This is a genomic window from Sporosarcina sp. Marseille-Q4063, assembly GCF_018309085.1.
Classification (GTDB): domain Bacteria; phylum Bacillota; class Bacilli; order Bacillales_A; family Planococcaceae; genus Sporosarcina.
In genome coordinates this window covers 3,769,445-3,790,672 of record NZ_CP070502.1, presented here as the reverse complement: position 1 = coordinate 3,790,672, position 21,228 = coordinate 3,769,445, and the positions used below count along the sequence as shown (strand labels likewise).

20 protein-coding genes are annotated in these 21,228 nt (G+C 41.7%); 2 read left to right on the top strand and 18 right to left on the bottom strand.

Annotated features, from left to right (window positions below):
* Positions 1-281: 281 nt before the first annotated feature.
* The 5 genes from recG to JSQ81_RS19000 all read right to left on the bottom strand — a co-directional run bounded on the left by recG (position 282) and on the right by JSQ81_RS19000 (position 6,068).
* Positions 282-2,336, bottom strand: a complete 2,055-nt coding sequence (recG, locus tag JSQ81_RS19020; protein ID WP_212605546.1) for an ATP-dependent DNA helicase RecG — start codon at positions 2,334-2,336, stop codon at positions 282-284.
* Complete coding sequence (gene sdaAA, locus JSQ81_RS19015; RefSeq protein ID WP_212605545.1) at positions 2,314-3,219, bottom strand: L-serine ammonia-lyase, iron-sulfur-dependent, subunit alpha; 906 nt, start codon at positions 3,217-3,219, stop codon at positions 2,314-2,316. Before sdaAA ends, recG begins: the two co-directional genes overlap by 23 nt.
* Positions 3,220-3,232: 13 nt before the next feature.
* Positions 3,233-3,895, bottom strand: coding sequence for an L-serine ammonia-lyase, iron-sulfur-dependent subunit beta (sdaAB, locus tag JSQ81_RS19010; RefSeq protein WP_212605544.1), 663 nt, complete (start codon positions 3,893-3,895; stop codon positions 3,233-3,235).
* Between the two features lie 124 nt (positions 3,896-4,019).
* Positions 4,020-5,687: a DAK2 domain-containing protein gene (locus JSQ81_RS19005; RefSeq protein WP_212605543.1), complete on the bottom strand. Its 1,668-nt coding sequence runs from the start codon at positions 5,685-5,687 to the stop codon at positions 4,020-4,022.
* Between the two features lie 18 nt (positions 5,688-5,705).
* Positions 5,706-6,068, bottom strand: a complete 363-nt coding sequence (locus JSQ81_RS19000; RefSeq protein WP_212605542.1) for an Asp23/Gls24 family envelope stress response protein — start codon at positions 6,066-6,068, stop codon at positions 5,706-5,708.
* Positions 6,069-6,284: 216 nt separating this feature from the next.
* Here JSQ81_RS19000 and rpmB point away from each other — a divergent pair, with 216 nt between their 5' ends.
* A complete protein-coding gene (gene rpmB / locus JSQ81_RS18995) occupies positions 6,285-6,473 on the top strand; it encodes a 50S ribosomal protein L28 (protein WP_212605541.1) in 189 nt (62 codons plus the stop codon).
* 207 nt (positions 6,474-6,680) lie between these two features.
* Here the strand turns inward: rpmB and spoVM are convergent, their stop codons facing one another.
* The 13 genes from spoVM to gmk form a co-directional block, all read right to left on the bottom strand.
* Positions 6,681-6,845: a stage V sporulation protein SpoVM gene (spoVM, locus tag JSQ81_RS18990; RefSeq protein ID WP_249336581.1), complete on the bottom strand. Its 165-nt coding sequence runs from the start codon at positions 6,843-6,845 to the stop codon at positions 6,681-6,683.
* Positions 6,838-7,491: a thiamine diphosphokinase gene (locus JSQ81_RS18985; RefSeq protein ID WP_212605539.1), complete on the bottom strand. Its 654-nt coding sequence runs from the start codon at positions 7,489-7,491 to the stop codon at positions 6,838-6,840. The genes spoVM and JSQ81_RS18985 overlap by 8 nt, the downstream gene beginning before the upstream one ends.
* On the bottom strand, positions 7,488-8,156 hold the full coding sequence (rpe, locus tag JSQ81_RS18980; RefSeq protein ID WP_212607746.1) for a ribulose-phosphate 3-epimerase: 669 nt from the start codon (positions 8,154-8,156) through the stop codon (positions 7,488-7,490). Before rpe ends, JSQ81_RS18985 begins: the two co-directional genes overlap by 4 nt.
* On the bottom strand, positions 8,149-9,060 hold the full coding sequence (gene rsgA / locus JSQ81_RS18975; protein ID WP_249336580.1) for a ribosome small subunit-dependent GTPase A: 912 nt from the start codon (positions 9,058-9,060) through the stop codon (positions 8,149-8,151). Before rsgA ends, rpe begins: the two co-directional genes overlap by 8 nt.
* Positions 9,057-11,039 carry a Stk1 family PASTA domain-containing Ser/Thr kinase gene (gene pknB, locus JSQ81_RS18970; protein WP_212605538.1) on the bottom strand — a complete coding sequence of 661 codons (1,983 nt, stop codon included), beginning with the start codon at positions 11,037-11,039 and terminating at the stop codon, positions 9,057-9,059. Before pknB ends, rsgA begins: the two co-directional genes overlap by 4 nt.
* Complete coding sequence (locus JSQ81_RS18965) at positions 11,036-11,797, bottom strand: Stp1/IreP family PP2C-type Ser/Thr phosphatase (protein ID WP_249336579.1); 762 nt, start codon at positions 11,795-11,797, stop codon at positions 11,036-11,038. The genes pknB and JSQ81_RS18965 overlap by 4 nt, the downstream gene beginning before the upstream one ends.
* Positions 11,798-11,830: 33 nt before the next feature.
* The gene (gene rsmB, locus JSQ81_RS18960; RefSeq protein WP_212605537.1) at positions 11,831-13,183 is read right to left on the bottom strand and encodes a 16S rRNA (cytosine(967)-C(5))-methyltransferase RsmB; all 1,353 of its coding nucleotides are present in this window, start codon (positions 13,181-13,183) and stop codon (positions 11,831-11,833) included.
* On the bottom strand, positions 13,180-14,121 hold the full coding sequence (fmt, locus tag JSQ81_RS18955) for a methionyl-tRNA formyltransferase (RefSeq protein ID WP_212605536.1): 942 nt from the start codon (positions 14,119-14,121) through the stop codon (positions 13,180-13,182). The genes rsmB and fmt overlap by 4 nt, the downstream gene beginning before the upstream one ends.
* Entirely contained in the window at positions 14,118-14,636 is a 519-nt protein-coding gene (gene def / locus JSQ81_RS18950) for a peptide deformylase (RefSeq protein WP_212605535.1), read from the bottom strand. The genes fmt and def overlap by 4 nt, the downstream gene beginning before the upstream one ends.
* A gap of 24 nt (positions 14,637-14,660) precedes the next feature.
* Entirely contained in the window at positions 14,661-17,072 is a 2,412-nt protein-coding gene (gene priA / locus JSQ81_RS18945) for a primosomal protein N' (RefSeq protein ID WP_212607743.1), read from the bottom strand.
* Positions 17,062-18,318, bottom strand: coding sequence for a bifunctional phosphopantothenoylcysteine decarboxylase/phosphopantothenate--cysteine ligase CoaBC (gene coaBC / locus JSQ81_RS18940; protein ID WP_212605534.1), 1,257 nt, complete (start codon positions 18,316-18,318; stop codon positions 17,062-17,064). The genes priA and coaBC overlap by 11 nt, the downstream gene beginning before the upstream one ends.
* A 90-nt stretch (positions 18,319-18,408) precedes the next feature.
* The gene (gene rpoZ / locus JSQ81_RS18935; RefSeq protein WP_212605533.1) at positions 18,409-18,633 is read right to left on the bottom strand and encodes a DNA-directed RNA polymerase subunit omega; all 225 of its coding nucleotides are present in this window, start codon (positions 18,631-18,633) and stop codon (positions 18,409-18,411) included.
* Positions 18,634-19,254: a guanylate kinase gene (gene gmk, locus JSQ81_RS18930; RefSeq protein WP_212605532.1), complete on the bottom strand. Its 621-nt coding sequence runs from the start codon at positions 19,252-19,254 to the stop codon at positions 18,634-18,636.
* A 142-nt stretch (positions 19,255-19,396) separates the two neighbouring features.
* Between gmk and JSQ81_RS18925 the strand changes: the two genes are divergently transcribed.
* Entirely contained in the window at positions 19,397-21,088 is a 1,692-nt protein-coding gene (locus tag JSQ81_RS18925; RefSeq protein ID WP_212605531.1) for an Rqc2 family fibronectin-binding protein, read from the top strand.
* Positions 21,089-21,228: the final 140 nt, after the last annotated feature.

Sequence of the window (21,228 nt, the reverse complement as noted above, 5' to 3'; positions counted from 1 at the left end):
TTAGAATGCAAGTCCGAAATGTGGAAGCGGCCGTTTAGATGCGACAGGCATAAGGCGAGTTGGCAAAGTGGCGCTATTTGCCCGGGAAGAATGTAGTTCAATTCTTCCTAAGATAAATCAACTTACGACCCGAGCATCTGGCTGCTGGAACTAGACAGTAAGAAATGGTAGACGACATGCGCAAGGCGTTTTTTTGTGACTCGTGGAGTTGGAGCCAATAACAAAGCCGATACCCATACTAGGGCATCGGCTGTAGTATATTTGATTAAAATCCAACTTCGTCAATCAATTCGTTCATTCCCCAGCGCGCCTGATTCCTCAAGCCGCTTTCTTAAAAGTGCATATTCTGGTGCATTCCAAAATTCATCGGAAGCTAGGAACTTTTCTGCATCTTTCCTTGCTGTGTCGAGCGCCCTGAAATCATGGACGAGATCCGCCATCTTGAATTCTGGCATACCGCTTTGTTTCCTGCCGAAAAAGTCGCCAGCGCCTCTGAGCTCCAAGTCCTTTTCCGCTAAAACAAACCCATCATTCGTTTCTGTCATCGACTGCATTCGTTCCTTGCCTTCTTCCGTTTTCGGGTCTGCTAATAGGACACAGTATGACTGCGCTGCTCCCCTTCCAACACGCCCTCTTAATTGGTGAAGTTGGGATAGGCCGAAACGTCCTGCATCGTATATTAACATGAAAGACGCGTTTGGAACGTTTACGCCGACCTCAACAACCGTTGTGGATACCAAAACATCTATTTCGCCTTCACTGAACTGACGCATTATGTTTTCTTTATCATCAGAATGAAGTCGACCATGCATGAGTCCGACTGTGAATCGACCTCGAAAATGAGTCGATAATTGCTCGTAAACATCGACCGCATTTTGAACGTCTAGTTTATCCGATTCTTCAATAAGCGGACAAATGACATAAGCTTGTCTTCCGGCTTGCAGTTCAGCTTGCATCTTATTCAATATCGGATGCAGGGATTCCTCTTTCATCCAATGCGTTTCGATTTCTTTACGGCCCGCTGGCAATTCATCCAATACAGAGACATCCATTTCTCCGAACACTGTAATCGCGAGCGTTCTTGGAATTGGCGTTGCTGTCATAAATAAAACATCGGGATTAATGCCTTTTTCGCGCAGCACGCGTCTTTGTTCCACGCCGAAACGATGTTGTTCGTCCGTTATGACGAGACCTAAGTTTTTAAAGATCACATCTGGTTGAATAAGCGCATGCGTACCGATAAGTAAATCGACATCGCCCGCTGCTAATCTTTCAAGCAAATTTTCTCTTGCTTTACCTTTTGTTGAACCAGAAAGAAATGCGACAGTTACGCCAAAAGGCTCTAGCCATTCAGCGAGTGATGCCGCATGTTGTTCCGCAAGTATCTCCGTCGGCGCCATGAGGGCCCCCTGGAATCCTGCCGTTATGGCTGCATAAAGCGCAATTGCCGCTACGACAGTTTTACCCGAACCAACATCTCCTTGCAGAAGTCGATTCATCCGCGCATCGCTTTTCAATTCGGCGCATAATTCGTTGACGACGCGTTTTTGCGCACCCGTTAATTCATACGGCAATGAAGCGATTAGATCCTTCACTTTATTGAGATTATAGTCGATAATGACGCCTTTATCCGACTCTTTCCTTATCTTTTTCATTCCTTGCATTTTTAATTGAAAAAGTAAAAGCTCTTCGTAAACAAATCTTCTTCTGGCGTGTTTCATATGCGCTGGACTTTTAGGAAAATGAATCATTTCCAGAGCTTGCTCTAGTGTTGGTAATTTATATGCTTCGAGAATGTCAGCAGGCAGTGGATCTTCATGAAGTCCTACGACGCTATCTAATGCACTTCGCATAAAGCGTCGAAAAGTTTTCTGATGCATAACGCCTTTCAAACTATAAACAGGTTCAAAGTTTGCTTGTTCGGATTTCGGACCCGAAGTAAAGTTCGATACATTGATTGATTGTCTGCCGCGGTCCCATTTCCCGGTTACCGTTACAATCGATCCTGGTTCGAGTCGATCTTTTAAATAATGCTGATTAAAAAAGACCGCCTTCACGAGATGCCTGCCGGCAAGAAGACGGACTTGAAGACGGGATCGTTTATTCCCAAGAAATAAAACGGCGGGTTCACTTTCGACTCTGCCTTCAATTGTGACACGCTCATTATGTGGTGTTTCAGATAAATCTTTCAATGTAAAATCGTCATGACGATACGGGAACGTCATTATTAAATCGGAAATGGTGATGATTCTCAATGACTCAAGCTGTTCTCCAGCCTTCTTTCCGATTCCTTTTACGGTAGTTACTGAGTCATTAAGTGTTCGAGCTACTTCCAACCGTTTGCTCTCCAAATATTTTTGCTTGCAATGCCTTTCCCGTAGGTGTTGCCGCTAGTCCGCCTTTTGCCGTTTCCCGTAAAGCTGAAGGCATTGACTGACCAATTCGGTGCATCGCTTCGATTACTTCGTCCGTAGGAATTCGACTGACTACGCCCGCAAGCGCCATGTCTGCACCGACTAACGCTTTAGCCGCTCCCATTGCATTTCGTTTTACACAAGGCACTTCAACAAGGCCTGCAACTGGATCACAGACAAGTCCAAGCATATTCTTCATGACAATCGAAAAAGCCTCGGCACTTTGCTGTGGTGTACCGCCGGCCATTTCAACAATTGCAGCAGCAGCCATTGACCCGGCCGATCCCGTTTCAGCTTGACACCCGCCCGCTGCACCGGATATGGAAGCATTGTTTGCAACGACAAAACCAAATGCACCTGAAGTAAATAAATAATTGATCATTTGTTCCCGAGTTGGATTCAATTTGTTTTTCACTGCAAATAAAGTGCCCGGAACAATTCCAGCCGCACCAGCTGTCGGTGTTGCACAAATCAGTCCCATTGCCGCGTTTACTTCATTCGTTGCGACTGCTTTACTTACCGCGTCTAAGATGACGTCCCCAGAAAGTGATTTTCCGGATTCCATATATTTTTGAATCAGTACAGCATCCCCGCCGGTTAAACCCGATGTTGAGCGGACACCCTGCAATCCTTTTTCAACTGCTTCTTCCATGACTTTTAAATTATTATCCATTTGATCGATTATCTCTTCACGAGTTCTTTTCGTGATTAATATTTCCTGTTCGATCATTATTTCTGATATAGGTTTATTTTGCGATTCCGCAAGCGCGACAAGTTCTTTTACTGAGCTAAATAATACATCCATTTTTTCGTCCCCCTTAATCGGCAATCGTTGAGATTTGTGTAATATGTGGTAAAACTTTTATTTCATCGATAAGTTCGTCATCGATTAACTGGTCGACTTCGATAACCATTAACGCCATTTGACCTTTTTCTTTACGGCCGACTTCCATATGCGCAATGTTCACGCCTCTTGTAGCGAGTGCATTGGAAACGTTTGCAATGACTCCGGCTGTATCTTCATGGACTACCAAAAGTGCTGGATAATTCCCTGAAAGCCTTAGTGGGAATCCGTTTAGTTCAACAACTTCCATTTTCCCGCCGCCAATTGAGATCCCCGTCAATTCCATAACACTTTTGCTATCCCCAATAACAATTTTTGCCGTGTTCGGATGAGGCATCTCTTCTTCCTCAGGAATAAATTCAAATGTCAAACCAACTTTTTCTGCTTCTTCAAACGAAGTTTTTATACGTTCATCGAAAGTATCGTAATCTAGTAATCCCCCAATAATCGCAACGTCTGAACTATGCCCTTTATATGTTTCTGCAAAAGAACCATATAGGTGAATACGAGCCCATTCCGGTTGGCGTCCGAAAAGTGTCCGTGCTACGCGTCCTAACTTTGCAGCCCCTGCTGTATGTGAAGATGAAGGTCCGATCATGACTGGACCGATTATTTCAAATACTGATCTGAATTTCATCTGAATTTCCCCCTCACTATATCCTGATTCCTATTTTACATGAAAATCTTGAATAGAACAAAAAACTTCGTCTTTCCTCAAAAAAACAGTGCTGCTTATGAATAAGCAGCACTGTTTTCGACTATTATTCGACTGAAATAATATACGGATAAAGCGGTTGGTTCCCATTATAAAGTTCAGCTTCCACATGGTCAAAGTTATCTTCGATATAACTTTCTATGAGAGAAGCGGCATCTTCCGTTACTTCTTCGCCGTAAAGGACCGTAACGATTTCAGCGTCATCATCTACAACTTTTGATAATAATTCTTTTGTTACTTCTTCAATTGATGCATGAGTTGTTACAATTTTCCCCTCTGCAATTCCCATGTATTCGCCTTTCTTTATTGTCAGGCCATCAATTGTTGTATCTCTAACCGCATGCGTTACTTGCGCTGTTTTTACATGAGAGGCAGCTTCCGTCATCGCAGTTGCATTGACGCTAACTTCAGCCTCTGGATTAAACGCAAGAATCGCAGATAATCCTTCTGGAACAGTTTTCGTTGGTACAACCGCCGCTTCAATTCCGATTATTTCCGCGGCTTGTTCTGCAGCCATGATAATGTTTTTATTGTTCGGTAATATTAAAACACGCTCGGCGCTGATATCTTCAATTGCTTTTACGATATCTTCAGTGGATGGATTCATGGTTTGTCCACCCTCGATAACTGCCGATGCGCCAACACTCTGCAATAATTCAGCTATTCCGGAACCCATTGCAACCGTTACAATTGCATAAGGATGTTTAATGGATTCAGATTGTTTAACATTATGTACATTGTGATCTGCACCAACAAGGTTTATATGTTGTTCACGCATATTTTCAATTTTAATATCAATGAGTGAACCATATTTTTGACTAAATGAAAGTACGTCGCCCGGCTCTTCTGAATGAATATGAACTTTTGCAACGTCGTCATCTGAAATAACAAGCAGTGAATCTCCGAACTGACTTAATTCTTCCCGATAATTAGATTCGTCATAAGGATTATTCAATAGCTTTTCATCTTCGAATTTCACCATGAACTCCGTGCAATAACCAAAGATAATATCCTCTGTATTCATAAAGCCTTGAAGGCTAAGATGATGTTGCTCATTGATCATTTCTTTCATCGCTTGTTCGTCGGTTCTTTCCGGAAGTCCTTCGCCTTTCAGAGATGCCAAAAAGCCCTCGTAGACATATACAAGTCCTTGCCCGCCGCTATCCACAACTCCGACTTCTTTTAACACTGCAAGTAAATCAGGCGTGCGTTCAAGTGAAGCTTTCGATTCGCGTACAACTGCTTCCATTACTTCAATGAAATCATCTGTTGTTTTTGATACTTCCACGCCAACATTTGCAGCATCTTTTGCAACTGTTAATATTGTACCTTCTACAGGTTTCATAACTGCTTTATACGCTGTTTCAACACCATATTGTAACGCGGATGCAAATTTTTTACCGTCAAGAAAAGCTTCATTTTCAATCGCTTTTCCAAAACCACGGAATAATTGCGATAAAATAACACCTGAATTTCCACGCGCCCCCATAAGCAATCCTTTCGAGAGCGCCCCTGCCGTTTCACCAATATGCGGGACAGCATTTGCGGCGACTTCATTCGCCCCTGATGTCATAGACAAATTCATATTTGTTCCTGTATCACCATCAGGAACGGGAAACACGTTTAACGAATCGACGTAGTCGGCGTTCAGATAAAGATGATGAGCACCGAGCTTTATCATTTCCGCAAATTTTAAACCATCTATTGACTTCATTGAAATAATTTCCTCCTTCTACAGGTTCGTTACGCGAACTCCCTGGACAAATATATTAACCGATTTTACGGATAATCCCACTGTTTTCTTTAATGTGTATTTTACTTTTGATTGTACTTGGTAGGCAACTTCCGAAATTTTTGTTCCGTACCCAATTATAACGTGCATATCAATATGCGTTTCCTCACCGATATTTCGAACAATGACGCCGCGTGTAAAGTTTTCTTTTCGCAGAATTTCTGTTAAACCATCTCGGATTTGATGCTTAGAAGCCATACCTACAATACCATAGCACTCTATAGCAGATTCACCAACGACTTGAGCGATAACGTCATTCGTTATATCGATCTTGCCATACTCGTTTAATACTTCGATTGACATAGTGTGTCCCTCCGCATCCTAGTTTTACTCACCCTATTGTACTATACTCCACATAATAATAAAAGAAAGCATTTTCTTTTCAAAGTAGATGTAAAGGTATTTAGCTTGAAAGTTCCATCGAAATAGGTTGCAATGGGGACATATATGTGATAAATTTAGTTGTATGCGAATTTAAGAAATGCATCGCTTAATCTTCATTTACGAGGAGGTACAAATATGTCTAAACAATGCGTAATCACTGGCCGTAAAGCCCGTACAGGAAATACACGTTCTCACGCACTAAACTCAAGCAGACGTACATGGGGAGCGAACCTTCAAAAAGTCCGTATTCTCGTTGACGGAAAACCTAAAAGAGTTTGGGTTTCTGCAAGAGCTCTAAAATCAGGTAAAGTTCAAAGAGTTTAATTTTGTAGAACAAAAGCGGAAGGCGCCCGTCTAGCCCCGACAGGCATAAGTAATCCAGCGACGTGGCGTCCTTTGCCACATAGTTGGATTACTTATGACCCGAGGGGCTGGCGCCTGAAGCTAGACGTGAAATCTCTATGTTAGGAGATTTCCACAGTCCGTAATTCTATAGTTTCCCAGAGAAACAAAATGCCAAGCTGAAAAACTTCAGCCTGGCATTTTTTCGTTTTTCTTCCTCTTCTTCTTGTTCGATGGCGATGGCTTAGATTTTTCATCTTTACGAAAGATAACGATACATTTCCGGACGAAACCACTCACAAACTTTGGTAGTGTAAATGTATAAACCCGCAACTCCCCACTCCTTTCAAGCATCTGAACTCCTTACCATTAAGCATATGCCCCCGCGGAATGAGATAGTACAGATATGAGAAGCTGTCTCGTTACTTGTAAACTTTGTCATGCCCAAATCGAGTGTTTCATTGATTGTTTCATACTTAAATCCAGTAAGCGTAAGGCCTGTCACTTTTCGGCCAAAAGAAAAAAATGAAACAAATTGATAACGATTGTCTTGAACCAACTTATGTACAGCCGGTAGAAGGATCGACATTTCATTTGTCTGGTTGATAATTGAAAATGAAATGTTTGGATATTCAATTTGTAATCGGTACAGAAGATGTAATGCAGACGCTGAATGATCAAGTCGGCCGCCCGTGACACCCGTTAATAATACATGTTCAGGATTATAGGAGAGCGCACGTTCAATCGCCAGTTCAGTATCGGTTTCATCTTTTTCAGCATTGAATTTCGAAATATTTTTAACTGCTTCTTTAATTTTTTCATATTCTTCTAGTGAAACAGAATCGAAATCGCCTACCGCCTCTTTAGGTGTGATTCCCTTTTCGAGTAGATGAACCGCCCCTCTGTCTGCACCGATAAAAACAGTTTCATCCACATGAAATCCGGATAATTCCGCAACCTCATGTTCAGGACCCCCCGCACAGACAACGGCATATTTCATTTTTGCAAAGCTCCTTCTCCAGCTGCTTTAATGGTTTGTAAAGCTTCAGCGCGATTTTCTTGATTGAAAATAGCCGAACCTGCGACTAATATTGTGGCTCCTGCTTCGACACATGGAATGATCGTATTTTCATCGACTCCGCCGTCTATTTCAATTTCAATCTCCAAATTCCGTTCTTTAATAATTGTGGACAGCTGTTTTACTTTCGGGAGAACTGAATGAATAAACGCTTGACCGCCGAATCCTGGATTGACCGTCATAAATAACACCATATCGACATTATCAAGAACATGAAGAATCGATTCTACAGGTGTGTGAGGATTCAAAACGACCCCAGTTTTTACCCCAGTGGACCGAATCAGTTGAAGCGTGCGATGTAAATGGGGACATGCTTCAACATGTACCGTTATATAGTCAGCTCCAGCTTTTGCAAACTGTTCAATATAAGCATCCGGATTTTCAATCATTAAATGGACGTCCAGCGGTAATGATGTTACCGGTCGTAGCGCTTCCACTACGATTGGGCCCATTGTAATATTGGGTACAAAGTGACCATCCATCACGTCGATATGGATAAGATCCGCTCCGGCTTTTTCAACTTCCCGTACTTCTTCTGCAAGCTTTGAAAAATCTGCAGCCAAAATTGAAGGTGCAATTTTAATCATGTTTTTCATACCTCGGCTTTCTTTCTCTTATTTCCTGTAAAAAGTAAAGATAGTTTTCGTAGCGATGTTTTGCAATTTCTCCATCCTCCACTAATTTCTTCACTTCACATTTCGGTTCATTAAAATGTAAACATCCACGGAATTTACAATAATCCGATGCTTGATCGATTTCTACAAAGTAGCGAGAAAGTTCTTCTTTTTCGATATGGTCAGTCTCAAGTGAACTGAAGCCCGGAGTATCCGCAACGAGGCCGCCAGCGACTTCTAATAGTTCAACATGGCGGGTCGTATGCTTTCCTCTGCCAAGGGCTTCTGATATCACGCCTGTTTTTAAACCAAGTGAGGGAAGCACAGTATTTAATAATGTAGACTTCCCTACACCTGATTGTCCTGCCAACACGGTTGTTTTTCCATTCAAAATTGGTTTAAGCATTTCCGGTAAATTTTCATCATCGATAAAGGTCGTCATGACTTGATAACCGATTTTCTCGTAATACTTTGCAGCTTTTTCAACTTGCTCTAGCTCTTTTTCATTCGCCAGATCTTTTTTCGTCAAACAAATAACGGGTCGGATTTTAAACGATTCAATAACGGTAAGAAAACGGTCAAGTAAATGCGCACTAAAGTCTGGTTCCACGATTGAAAATACGAGAATCGCTTGATCCACATTTGAAATTGGCGGACGCACGAGTTCATTTTTTCTTTCGTGAACAACTGTAATCGTCGCATCATTAGCACCGTCGGGAACGAAAGTAACAAAGTCACCAACTAGTGGATGAACGCCCCGCTTCCGAAAAACACCGCGGCTTTTACATTGAACGATTACGCCATCATTTTCCACATAATAAAATCCGCTAATCGCTTTTCTAATTTGTCCTTCCAGAGAAATTACCTTCCTTCTCAATCAACGTCATCGTAATCGAATTTTTCTTCTGCAATCTGCTCGTCATCACGCATAATGCGATACGCACCGCTTTGACCTTCTTCCAACTCAATGGTTATACGTCTCGGCGTATCTTCGGTGATTTCGAAATCACTAAAAACATCAGTCATGGAATTTTTACGATCTTCGATATAAATCCGAATTCTATTCGGCTTTCTTTCTGCTTCAGGGTCTTCTTCCTCACCATCTTCAGGTTCTTCAGGAAGATATTCAATGGTTACGGTTTGGATTAATTGTCTAATCGGCTTTTGTTCTTGACCTAAGGATTGGATAACTTCAACTCTGCCGCCTTTTTCCATCATTGTATCAGCAGCTGGTTCTTGAGAAATAATTCTGCCTGATCCGACTGTAGCGTGATGTTCTTTACTAGTCACGACTATGTTTAAACCAGACGACTTGGCATATTCCTCTAATTTCTGTTCATCATAACCAACAAGATTTTCAAGTTTTCGCATCTCTTTCCCTTTGCTTACCGTAAAGACGAGATCAGTTTCACTTAAAACGTATTCTTTACCTGCTTCAGGTTCTTGTTTTATTATTGTTCCCTTTGGTATTTCATCGTCAAAAACTTCTTCTATTTCAATTGATTTAAACACTTCTTCTACAATACCTTTAACTTGCCCGATGTCTCGGCCGGTATAATCATCTAATTCTGTGACTTCTTTTCCTGTACTAATATAAAGCGTAATTTCAGTCCCCGCTCTTCGTTCCTTACCAGCTTCTGGAACAGTTCGAATGACTTTTCCCGCTTCAAATTCATCAGAAGTTTGTTCAGTTCTATCCTCTGCGACAATAAAACCTTTCTCTTCAAGTAGATCGATTGCTTCTTTCTCGTCATAATCGCTAACATCGGGAACTTCTATTTTATTAAGTCCCAATAAACCAGGTAGAAACACGATTAACAGAGCAATTGCAGCAAGACCTGCTAAAATCCCGACGACTATCGGCCATTTCTTCCGCTTCTTTTTGACTGGTTCGACAACCTCTTCGACTTCAGGGTTTACGGGTTGATTTTCTTTTGTTTGCTGTACATTATCGAACTTGGATGTTGCCGTTATAGCGGGAATCACACGTGTCGATTCATCATCAAACGAACTGACAAACTTTTCTTCATTTGCACGTTCGGGCGATAATACTGTTGCAAGATCATCTTGCATTTCATCTGCAGATCTATATCTACTAACAGCGTCTTTAGCTGTCGCTTTTAAAATTACATTTTCAACGCTTTGTGGAACTGTCGGAAATAACTTTCGGACAGAAGGCGTTTCTTCTTGTAAATGTTTTAAAGCGATTGAAACCGCCGATTCACCCGAGAATGGCAATTTCCCTGTTAATAATTCATAAAACACAATTCCCAAAGAATAAATATCTGATTTTTTCGTTGCCATGCCGCCGCGCGCTTGTTCAGGGGACAGATAATGAACGGTACCCAAAACTGAATTTGTCTTTGTATAAGCGGTAGCGCTTAATGCCATTGCGATTCCAAAATCAGTTATTTTCACATTTCCATCGTGATCCATCAAAATGTTTTGCGGTTTTATATCTCGGTGAACAATGCCGTTGTAATGCGCGTTTGAGATGGCGGAAACAAGTTGCCGCATAATTGGCAAAGCTTGTTCAGGTGCTAATGGTCCATTGGAATTGATATATTCCTTCAGTGTTTGCCCTTCAATAAACTCCATTACTAAATAATGGATATCGCCGTCTTCTCCTACATCATAGATATCAACAATATGCGGATGCGTTAAGCTTGTAGCGGAAAGAGCCTCTCTCATAAAACGTCGTTTAAGTTCTTCTTCATTTGAAAAGTCATAATTTAGAACTTTTATCGCGACATCACGATCGAGGATAATATCGTGTGCAAGATAGACGCGCGACATACCGCCCCCGCCGATAAATTTCAATATTTCATAACGTCCACCTATTCGTTTGCCTATCACAGGACCGACACCTCCTCATCCGAAGGCTTTAACAATATAACTGAAATGTTATCTTCGCCGCCCAATTTATTTGCTAAGTTTACGAGCGCTTCCGTTTTTTCACGCAGTGAGCGATCCGATAAAATAATACTTTGCATCGATTCTACATCCACTTTATTACTTAAACCATCTGTACAGAGAAGAAGATAGCTATCTTTTCCAAGTACTTCTGAATGATAGTCGGGTTCAATTGTTCTTTCAGATCCAAGGGCTTTCATAATCCAGTTACGTTGTGGGTGTTTAGCAGCTTCTTCCTTAGTGATTTCCCCGCTTTCGAGAAGAACATTTACATAGGAATGATCTACCGTAATTTGACGTATTCCCTCAGGATCAATCAAATAAACTCTACTGTCACCGATATGGTAAATATGGCAGGAATGATTTTTAATAATCGCTGCTTCAAGAGTAGTCCCCATTCCCTTGTATTCCTCATGATCTTTTGCATAATTAAATAAGAATCGATTGACTTGAAATATTGTTTCTTTGAGCCAAACAGTCCAATCCATTTCTTGATCGATTTCTCGATCCTTTAATTTCATAAATTCCTCTTCGAGTACTGTTATCGCAGTTGAACTTGCAAAATCTCCTCCGCGATGTCCCCCCATACCATCTGCAATGACCGCAAGTGTTATTCCTTCGGGAAGTGTAAAGACCGCCGCGCCGTCTTCATTCACTGTTCTTTTTTTCCCAATATCTGAAAGAACTTCAAATTGCACCATCCATCTCCCCATTCTATCTTGTCTATTTATATCTTAAAGTTTTTTTCTAAAAGCTGCGACGAAAAAACCGTCTCCCCCGAAGTGTTGAGGCAATACTTGAAGTGTATCATTTTCAATCGAAAGTTTTTCATTTTCATGTAAATTCGGCAATGGAATCAGCTCAATATTTTGATGTTTTTCTAGAAACCTTTCAACCATCCCGCGATTTTCTTCATGTTCAACTGTACATGTACTATACACGATAACACCATTTGGTTTTAGAAGTTTTTCTGCAGTGTCCAATAGTTCTGATTGAATGGTCAGTAAACCTTTAATATCTTTCTCATTTTTAACATACTTTATTTCCGGTTTTCTTCGAATAACGCCAAATCCGCTGCATGGTGCATCAAGGAGAATTCGGTCAAACGATGATTCACCGTATAAGTTTACTAACTCTCGACTATCGCCGCTTTTGGGAATTATCGAACGGAGACCGAGTCTTTCTGTATTCGACTGAATCAGTTTTATTTTATGCTCGTGAATGTCATGCGCATACACTTCGCCTTCATCGTTCATTTTTTCTGCGATATGGGTTGATTTCCCGCCGGGTGCTGCGCACATATCAAGCACCTTCATACCCGGTTCTACATCAAGTGCATTAACAGGCAACATTGAACTTTCATCTTGGATGGTGATGAGTCCATTTTTAAAGCTTTCTGTGTTGCTAGGGTTTCCTGATTCACTAATCAAGCTTTCAGGAACGACTTCCCCGCGTCGGACTTCAATTCCTTCAGACTTAAGCGCGGCAATCGCCTCATCGACAGTCGTTTTTGCAGTGTTGACTCTCATCGTGACTGAAGCTGGATTGTTATTTTCATGCGCCATTGCAACTGCGTCTTCTTCTCCGTACAAGTCAATCCAACGTTCGATTAGCCATTTAGGATGACTCGTTTCGATGGCAATCTTGGCGACGCCATCTTCGAGATCATCAAGCGACCGAACGCCTTTACGTAGCACGGAACGTAAAATTCCGTTAACTGTCGGCGCAATTCTTTTGTGGCCGCGTCTTTTCGCAATTTCAACTGCTTCGTGAACGACGGCGTGAGGTGGAATTTTGGTCAAATAAACAATTTGATACAACGACATTCTGAGTAGCTCACGTACCCAACCATCCAGTTTCCCGCGAACGAAAGGTTCTAAATAATAATCAAGGGTCATTCGGTGTTGGAGAGTTCCATAAGTTAGTTCGGTTAATAGCGCACGATCCTTTGTTTCGATATTGTATTTCTTTATCGTTCGATGAAGTAAAAGGTTGCTATAAGCTTGGTTATTGTTTATTTCCATCAATATGGAAAGGGCTGCGTCGCGCACATTCCCGTTCCATATTTTTTTAGTTGGCCTGGTCATTCAAACCGATCTCCTTTATTCCATGCCGCACCGATTCCACGGATAAATACTTCAGCTGGCATTCTTTTTCTTCCGGCAGGTTGGATGTCGGTAATTGCTACTCCGGTATTATCACCCGTTTTTACAATAATACGATCAGTTTCAATATCGATAATCGTTCCGGGTTCAGCATCGGACGAGGTTTCTACTTTTTCGCTCCACCATATTTTCACATTGGCGTCTTGAAATACAGAATAGGCGACTGGCCATGGATGTAGACCACGGATTTTGTCATAAATTTCTTTACCGCCCTTTGTCCAGTCGATGCGTTCTTCTTCTCTTGAAATATTACGCGCAAACGTCACAAGAGATTCGTCTTGAACAATTCGTTCGTTCGTTTCATTTAGAATTGATGGAAGTGTATTTTTCAGTAGATCTACACCAGCTTCTGACAAGACGTCAAACAAAGTTCCCGTATCATCTGTATCATTGATTGGCACGCTGACTTGCGAGATAATATCGCCTGCGTCCAATTTTTCGACCATATACATAATCGTGACGCCAGTTTCCATTTCACCGTCCATGATTGCCTTATGAATTGGCGCACCGCCTCGATATTTCGGCAGTAACGACGCGTGGACGTTAATGCATCCGAGCTTCGGTGCATCGAGCAATTCATTTGGCAATAGTTGACCGAATGCTGCGGTAATTATTAGGTCCGCATTCAAGGATATAATTTCATCGAGTTCAGCAGAGCCGGTTAATTTTTCCGGTTGGATGACGCGTATTCCCAGCTTTTCTGCTTCTACTTTTACCGGGGGCGGTGTTAGTACTCGTTTTCTTCCAACAGGTCTATCCGGTTGCGTGACGACAGCAATCACATCATATCCTTCACTTCGAAGCATCGATAAAATCGGCACTGAAAAATCCGGTGTCCCCATAAATATAATAGACGTCAAACTTCTTCACCTTCTCTGCTCATTTCAATTTCCTCAGCCTCAAGCGCCTCGAGTTCTTCAAGATCCACAATACGAATAATTTTCGAATCAAATAAAACACCATTCAAGTGATCTATCTCATGAAGGATTGCACGCGCTTCATAGCCTTCTGCTTCAAGTTCGTAAAGTGAGCCGTCCCGCTCCTGTGCTTCAACTTTCACATAAAAAGGACGTTCGACTTCACCGTAAACACCGGGAAAACTAAGACATCCTTCGATTTCAATCTCAGACCCTCCTACTGCGGTTACAACGGGGTTAATAAGTTCAATTACCTCTTGTTCTTCATCTACTTCAACGATAGCAACTTGGATTGATTCGCCTATTTGAGGTGCTGCTAATCCAACGCCGTCAACTTCTTTCATCGTTTCATACATATCATCAAGAAGTTCAGCAAGTTTTTTATCAAACTTCACGACTTCCTTGCATTTCTTTAACAGGATGGGAGATGGATGCTCCACAATTTCTTTTATTGCCAACTTAGGTTCCTCATTTCTTTCTGGTTAGTAAATAGATACTGGATCTACATCTACGCTCATTGTAAGGCCTGCCTTAATCCAATCCGTACGGTATAATCTGATCAGTTGTTGTAACGTTTCGGTTAGCTTAGGCTCTTTTTTGTATTTTAACAAACATTGGTATCGATATCTATTGTTCACTCGACTAATCGCAGCTGCTGTCGGTCCGATAATTACTGTTTCAGGCGACAAATTCGACTGTAAAAAGGTTGCGGCTCGACTCGCATAGTCTGCAACCTTCAAGACATCTTCATGTGTAAATTGGATAAGCGTCACAAAATAAAATGGCGGATAGCCATATTGCCTTCGCGCAGCCATTTCCAAATTATAAAAAGGTTCGTAATGATGCTCTTTCGCTAATTCAATCGCGTAATGTTCCGGAGAATACGTTTGAATGAATACTTCGCCGGGCAGTTCATGTCGTCCGGCACGTCCACTTACTTGAGTCATCAATTGAAATGTTTTTTCAGCAGCGCGAAAATCTGCCAAATGGAGCGTCGTATCGGCTGCGAGAACGCCGACTAGCGTAATGTTCGGAAAGTCTAACCCTTTCGCAATCATTTGAGTCCCCAGTAAAATATCGGCTTTCCCTTCACTGAATTGCCGTAGTAAACGCTCGTGAGATCCTTTACGTCTTGTCGTGTCAACGTCCATACGAATCACTCGTGCTTCTGGAACGAGATTCGCTATTTCTTCTTCTACTTTTTGCGTACCCGTTCCAAAAAAACGAATATGTTCACTTTCACATTCTGGACATATTAAAGGAACACGTTCTTCATGACCACAATAGTGACATTTCAAACGCTCATTTGCCCGATGATAAGTTAATGAAATATCGCAATTCGGGCATTCAACTGTTGTTCCGCAATCCCTGCAGAGAACGAAAGAAGAAAATCCTCGGCGGTTCAGAAATAAAATACTTTGTTCGCCTACTTCTAAACGTTTTCGGATTGCTTCTGCTAGCGCGACTGAAAACATTGATCGATTTCCAGATTTCAATTCATTACGCATATCAACGATAGCTACTTCAGGAAGCGCTTGATTTTTTGCCCGGTTCATTAAAGTGAGTAATGTATAGACTCCTTTTGAAGCACGTGCGTAAGATTCAAGTGATGGAGTTGCACTTCCGAGAATAACCGGGCAATTATAATATTCAGCCCTTTTAATCGCCACATCTCTAGCATGATATCGGGGATTATCTTCTTGTTTATATGTTCCCTCATGTTCTTCATCCAAAATGATGATTCCAACATTTTCAAATGGTGCGAAAATAGCTGATCTGGCGCCAACGACAACTTTCACTTCGCCTCGTCGAATTTTTCGCCACTCATCATATTTTTCACCGGAAGAAAGCGCACTATGCATCACTGCTACCAGCGGGCCGAAACGCGCCTTAAACCGGGCAGTCATTTGCGGCGTTAATGAAATTTCGGGGACAAGAACAATTGCTTCTTTCCCATTCGCCAAAACCTCTTGGATAGCGCGTAAATAGACTTCCGTCTTTCCGCTGCCCGTGACACCGTGCAATAAAAAAGTCTCTGGCTTCTCACTTTTTATCGAAGCGGAAATACTCTCCAAGGCAACTTCCTGCTCATCTGTTAAATGCACCGGAATTGGCACATCTTTTAGTCCGGGTGCTTCAGGTTCCCGGTATACTTCTTCGTATGCTTCATACGCCGCCCCTCGGTCAATAAGCGCTTTAATGACCGTGCTTTGTATCCCTAATGCGTCAGTGATGGTTTTCGCGGGAACTGTTTTCCCGGCATTTTCAATCATCCAATTCACCAATTCAATTTGACGCGTCGCATTTTGATGCAATGTTTCTTTAATGCGCTCAAGTTCTACTTCTTCTTCCATCCGAATCATCCGGACTTTTTTCATGGCTGTTTGTTGACTAACTGTTGTATCGACTGTCACGACTCCATCTTTGACTAAGCTTTTCAATACCCCAAGCAAGTTGCGTGATTCCGCTTCTTTCATCGGAACACGATTTCTACCAGCTAAGAACAAGCTGAATTCTATGTCATCAATTTCTTTAGGTTCATTTACGATAATAAATTTTTCATATTTTGCGCGCATTGCAGCAGGCAACATCACTTGCATCGCGTCAATTTCATAAGATAAGGTTTGTTCCGCTAGCCACTTGGAAAGGTCTAACAATTCATTCGTTAGCACTGGTTCCAAATCGACTAACTCATGGATTGGTCTTAATTTACTTGCTTCTAGATCACTTTCCTCTTTCAACTTCGTTATATAGCCAATGACTTTCCGAGGCCCGAAAGGAACTTTAACACGCGCGCCCAGTTCAATTATTGACATCAACGGTTCAGGAACTATGTAATCAAACGGCCTATCAATCGGAAAGGCCGCGACGTCAACAATCACTTCAGCAATCATGCGAAGCGCCGACCTTTTCCTCTTCAATTATTGTCTCCAGTAAAAGAGTTGCAAGATCATTTTTCGGCATTGCGGGATAGGATTTATTCGTTCCGTTTTTTGATAATAACGTGACGACATTTGTTTCATTCCCAAAACCACCATCAGGATCCGTTACATCGTTTACGATAATGAAATCCAGATTTTTTTTGTTTAACTTGCTTATGCCATTTTCAATGACATTTTCGGTTTCGGCCGCAAAGCCCACAAGAAGTTGTTGATGTTTTTGATCTCCGAGTGTTTTCAAAATATCAGTCGTTCGTTCTAGATTAATGACTGAATCATCATCCGATTTTTTGATTTTCTGCGTATGAATTTCAGCAGGACGATAATCAGCGACCGCGGCTGCTTTAATAACAATTGCCGCATCATCATAATTTCGAATTACCGCTTCAAACATCTCAGCTGCGCTTTCCACATGAATCACTTGGACGCCCGCTGGAGCATCAAGCGAGACCGGACCAGACACGAGTATTGTTTGGGCACCAAGTTTAGCCGCTGCTTCGGCCATCGCATACCCCATTTTCCCGCTTGAAAAGTTCGACACGTATCGAACAGGGTCGATTCTTTCACGTGTCGGTCCCGCTGTAATCACAACTTTTTTCCCTGCTAGCGGCAAATTTTCAGGAGATTTTTCACCTAGGAAATTCTCAGGTGAATTTTCACCTAGGAAATTCTCTTCAACAAGTGCGACAATTTTCTCAGGTTCTTCAAGGCGTCCTTTTCCGACATATCCACAAGCTAGAAAACCTTCTGATGGTTCGATAAATCGATAGCCGTCTTTAGCTAACGTGTCAATGTTTCGGATAACCGCTTGTTTTTCATACATATTGACATTCATGGCCGGCGCGAACCAAACTTCAGCTGTTGTAGCTAAAAGAACGGTTGACACCATATCATCCGAAATGCCATTTGCTACTTTGCCGATAATATTTGCTGTAGCCGGTGCAACGATGACCAAATCAGCCCAATCGGCTAAATCGATATGTGCAATCACACGAGAATCTTTTTCATCAAACGTATCGAAAAAAACGTCATTTCGCGACATTGCTTGAAAAGTTAGTGGCGTCACAAACTCCATAGCTGATTTTGTCATAACAACCTTCACATCTGCTCCCGCTTGGGATAACTTGCTAACGAGCGCAACTGCTTTGTAAACCGCAATGCCACCCGTTACACAAATAAGAATTTTTTTATCTGCTAACACTAAACTCTTCCTTTCTAAAATGACAAACTCCCAAAGAAAAACAAATTTCTTAGGGAGTATGTTGTCATCACTATTTTAATTTTATTGAAATTAAACTTCGTCTTCGTAAATAATCGATTCATCTTGTGTTGTTTTTGTCAAAACACCCGCCACGATTTCTTCCAAAGCTTTACCTACGTCTTTTTTCGCTTTATAAGATGAGAGCAGCTTGTTCCCTTCTTCTTGGATTTCACGCGCACGTTTAGAAGCAAGTGTGACAAGGATGTATTTTGAATCAATTTTCGCTTTCATTGAATCGACCGATGGATATAACATTTAGCAATCCCCTTCCAACATCTGGATATATATTTTTTCAACGCGTTCTCTGCGACAATGTTCAGCTGTTACGATTGCGTTAATTCGTTCACAGGCATTTTGAACTTCGTCGTTTTCGACTACATAGTCGTACAAATTCATCAACTCTAGTTCTTCGCGCGCTTTCATTACTCGCGACTTAATGACGTCAGCTGGTTCGGTGCCTCTTCCAATAAGTCGAGTTTCAAGTGCGGATAAACTTGGTGGAGCCAAGAAAATAAATAGCCCGTCCGGAACGAGTTCGCGAACTTGCGCTGCGCCGACCACTTCGATTTCTAGAAAAACATCTCGTCCAGCATCGAGTGTCGCGTTGACATAATCTAACGGTGTGCCGTAATAATTCCCTACATACTCAGCGTACTCAAGAAGTTTTCCTTGATCAATGAGTTGCTCGAATTCTTGACGCGATTTGAAAAAGTAATCTTCGCCATCTACTTCGCCTTCCCGTGGGCTTCTCGTTGTCATTGAGACAGAATACTCGTAGTTCGTATTCGGTTGTGTAAATAGCTCTTTTCTCACCGTTCCTTTACCAACACCGGACGGCCCGGATAGAACGATTAGAAGTCCCCGTTTTTTGTACATTTAATCCCTCTTTTTGTTTGGTATACTTGTCAATTTTTAGTTAGATCAAATTTATTTCGAAATAAACTTCGTGTTCATATTATAGCATAAATGGATGATAGAGTGCTAAAATGGAGCAAAATGTAATGAAAGAGGAATCGTTATGGCATTTGATGGTTTATTCACTACAGCAATGGTAAAAGAACTACAAGTATTAAAAGGGGGACGTATTTCGAGAGTACATCAACCGAACGCCCAAGAGCTCGTATTTCTCATTCGGTCAGGCGGTCAAAATCATCGGCTTCTTATTTCCGTCCATCCGTCCTATTCTCGAATTCAATTGACGGATGAAGCGATTACGAACCCTCCGGAACCTCCTATGTTTTGTATGGTCATGCGAAAACATTTAGAAGGCGGTTTTATTTCCTCTATCGAACAATATGGAACGGACAGAATAATTTCATTTGCTATCCGAGCGAAAAATGAAATCGGAGATGATATCCGTCGAACAATGTATGTTGAAATTATGGGTAGGCATAGTAATTTAATACTTGTTGATCCTGATAGAGAACTAATCGTTGATAGTATGAAGCATCTGCCTCCTTCAGTTAATAGTTATCGCACAATATTACCGGGTCAGCCTTATATACCGGCGCCACCGCAAGATAAACTTAATCCCTTCGAAATAACGGAACAAGAATTTATTGATTTGCTTCCTGAGATCGAAACGGGTCGCGATTTTGTACGGATTTTCTCCGGATTTTCGCCCATTAACGGCGAGGAATTATTATTCCGTATTCAAAATGGCGATTCAAATGAAGGTTTTACGGTATTCGAAGATTTTCTGTCTTCATTTAATAGCGAGAATGCACACCCGAATATTTCTGAAAAAGGAAATCGAACTGTTTTTTCGGCAACGTCTTTGACACATACTGACAAATCTATCGCTAAATTTAACACAGTCAGCGAGTTACTCGACAAAGTTTATTTTGAACGTGCAGATCGGGAACGGGTTAAATCGCAAGCTGCTGACTTGGAACGTTGGCTTGACAATGAGATTGCCAAAATTAATTCAAAAGTCAAGAAGTTGCAGAAAGAACAAGAGTCCGCAAGTAAACTTGATACTTTCCAGTTGTACGGCGAGTTATTAACGGCAAATAGTCATGCGATTAAAAAAGGTGCATCCGAAGCAGTTGTTGACAACTATTATGAACAAGGAACAACAGTTACAATCCCGTTGGATCCACGACAATCAGCTATTGAAAATGCGCAACGATTTTTCACGAGATATTCGAAAGCGAAAAATGCTTTGGTCATGATTGCCGAGCAACTCACAAAAGCAGCGGAAGACATTGAGTATTTCGAAATGCTGAAACAGCAAGTCATTCAAGCTTCCCCCGATGACATCGCAGAAATACGTGAAGAATTGGCTGAACTTGGATTTATGAAAGCACGCAATGTAAAGAAACGCAGAAAACCCAAAAAGCCTAAACCGGAAACGTATATTTCATCTTCCGGAATAACAATTTCCGTTGGGAAAAATAATAAACAAAACGACTACTTGACATTTAAAGTAGCCTCCCGAAATCACATTTGGCTCCATACGAAAGACATCCCTGGTTCACATGTCGTCATTCATGACGACCAACCAGACGAAAATACAATTTTAGAAGCAGCCATGTTGTCAGCGTACTTCAGTAAAGCACGTGAATCATCATCTGTTCCAGTCGATTACACGGAAGTGAAGCATGTCAAAAAGCCGAACGGTTCCAAACCGGGGTTTGTTATCTACTTTGAACAAAAAACGCTATTTGTAACCCCTGAAGAAGATTTAGTTCGGAAATTGCGGAAATGAATTGATGAAAAAACGTGAGCAGTCAATTAGCTGCTTGCGTTTTTTGGGGCTTTTAGAATTAAGAGAGTGGAGTGGAGTTCTGCTCGTAGCGCCAGCGAATTCGTTTTTATACTCGTTGCGGTGCGGGTTGCTCTCGATGC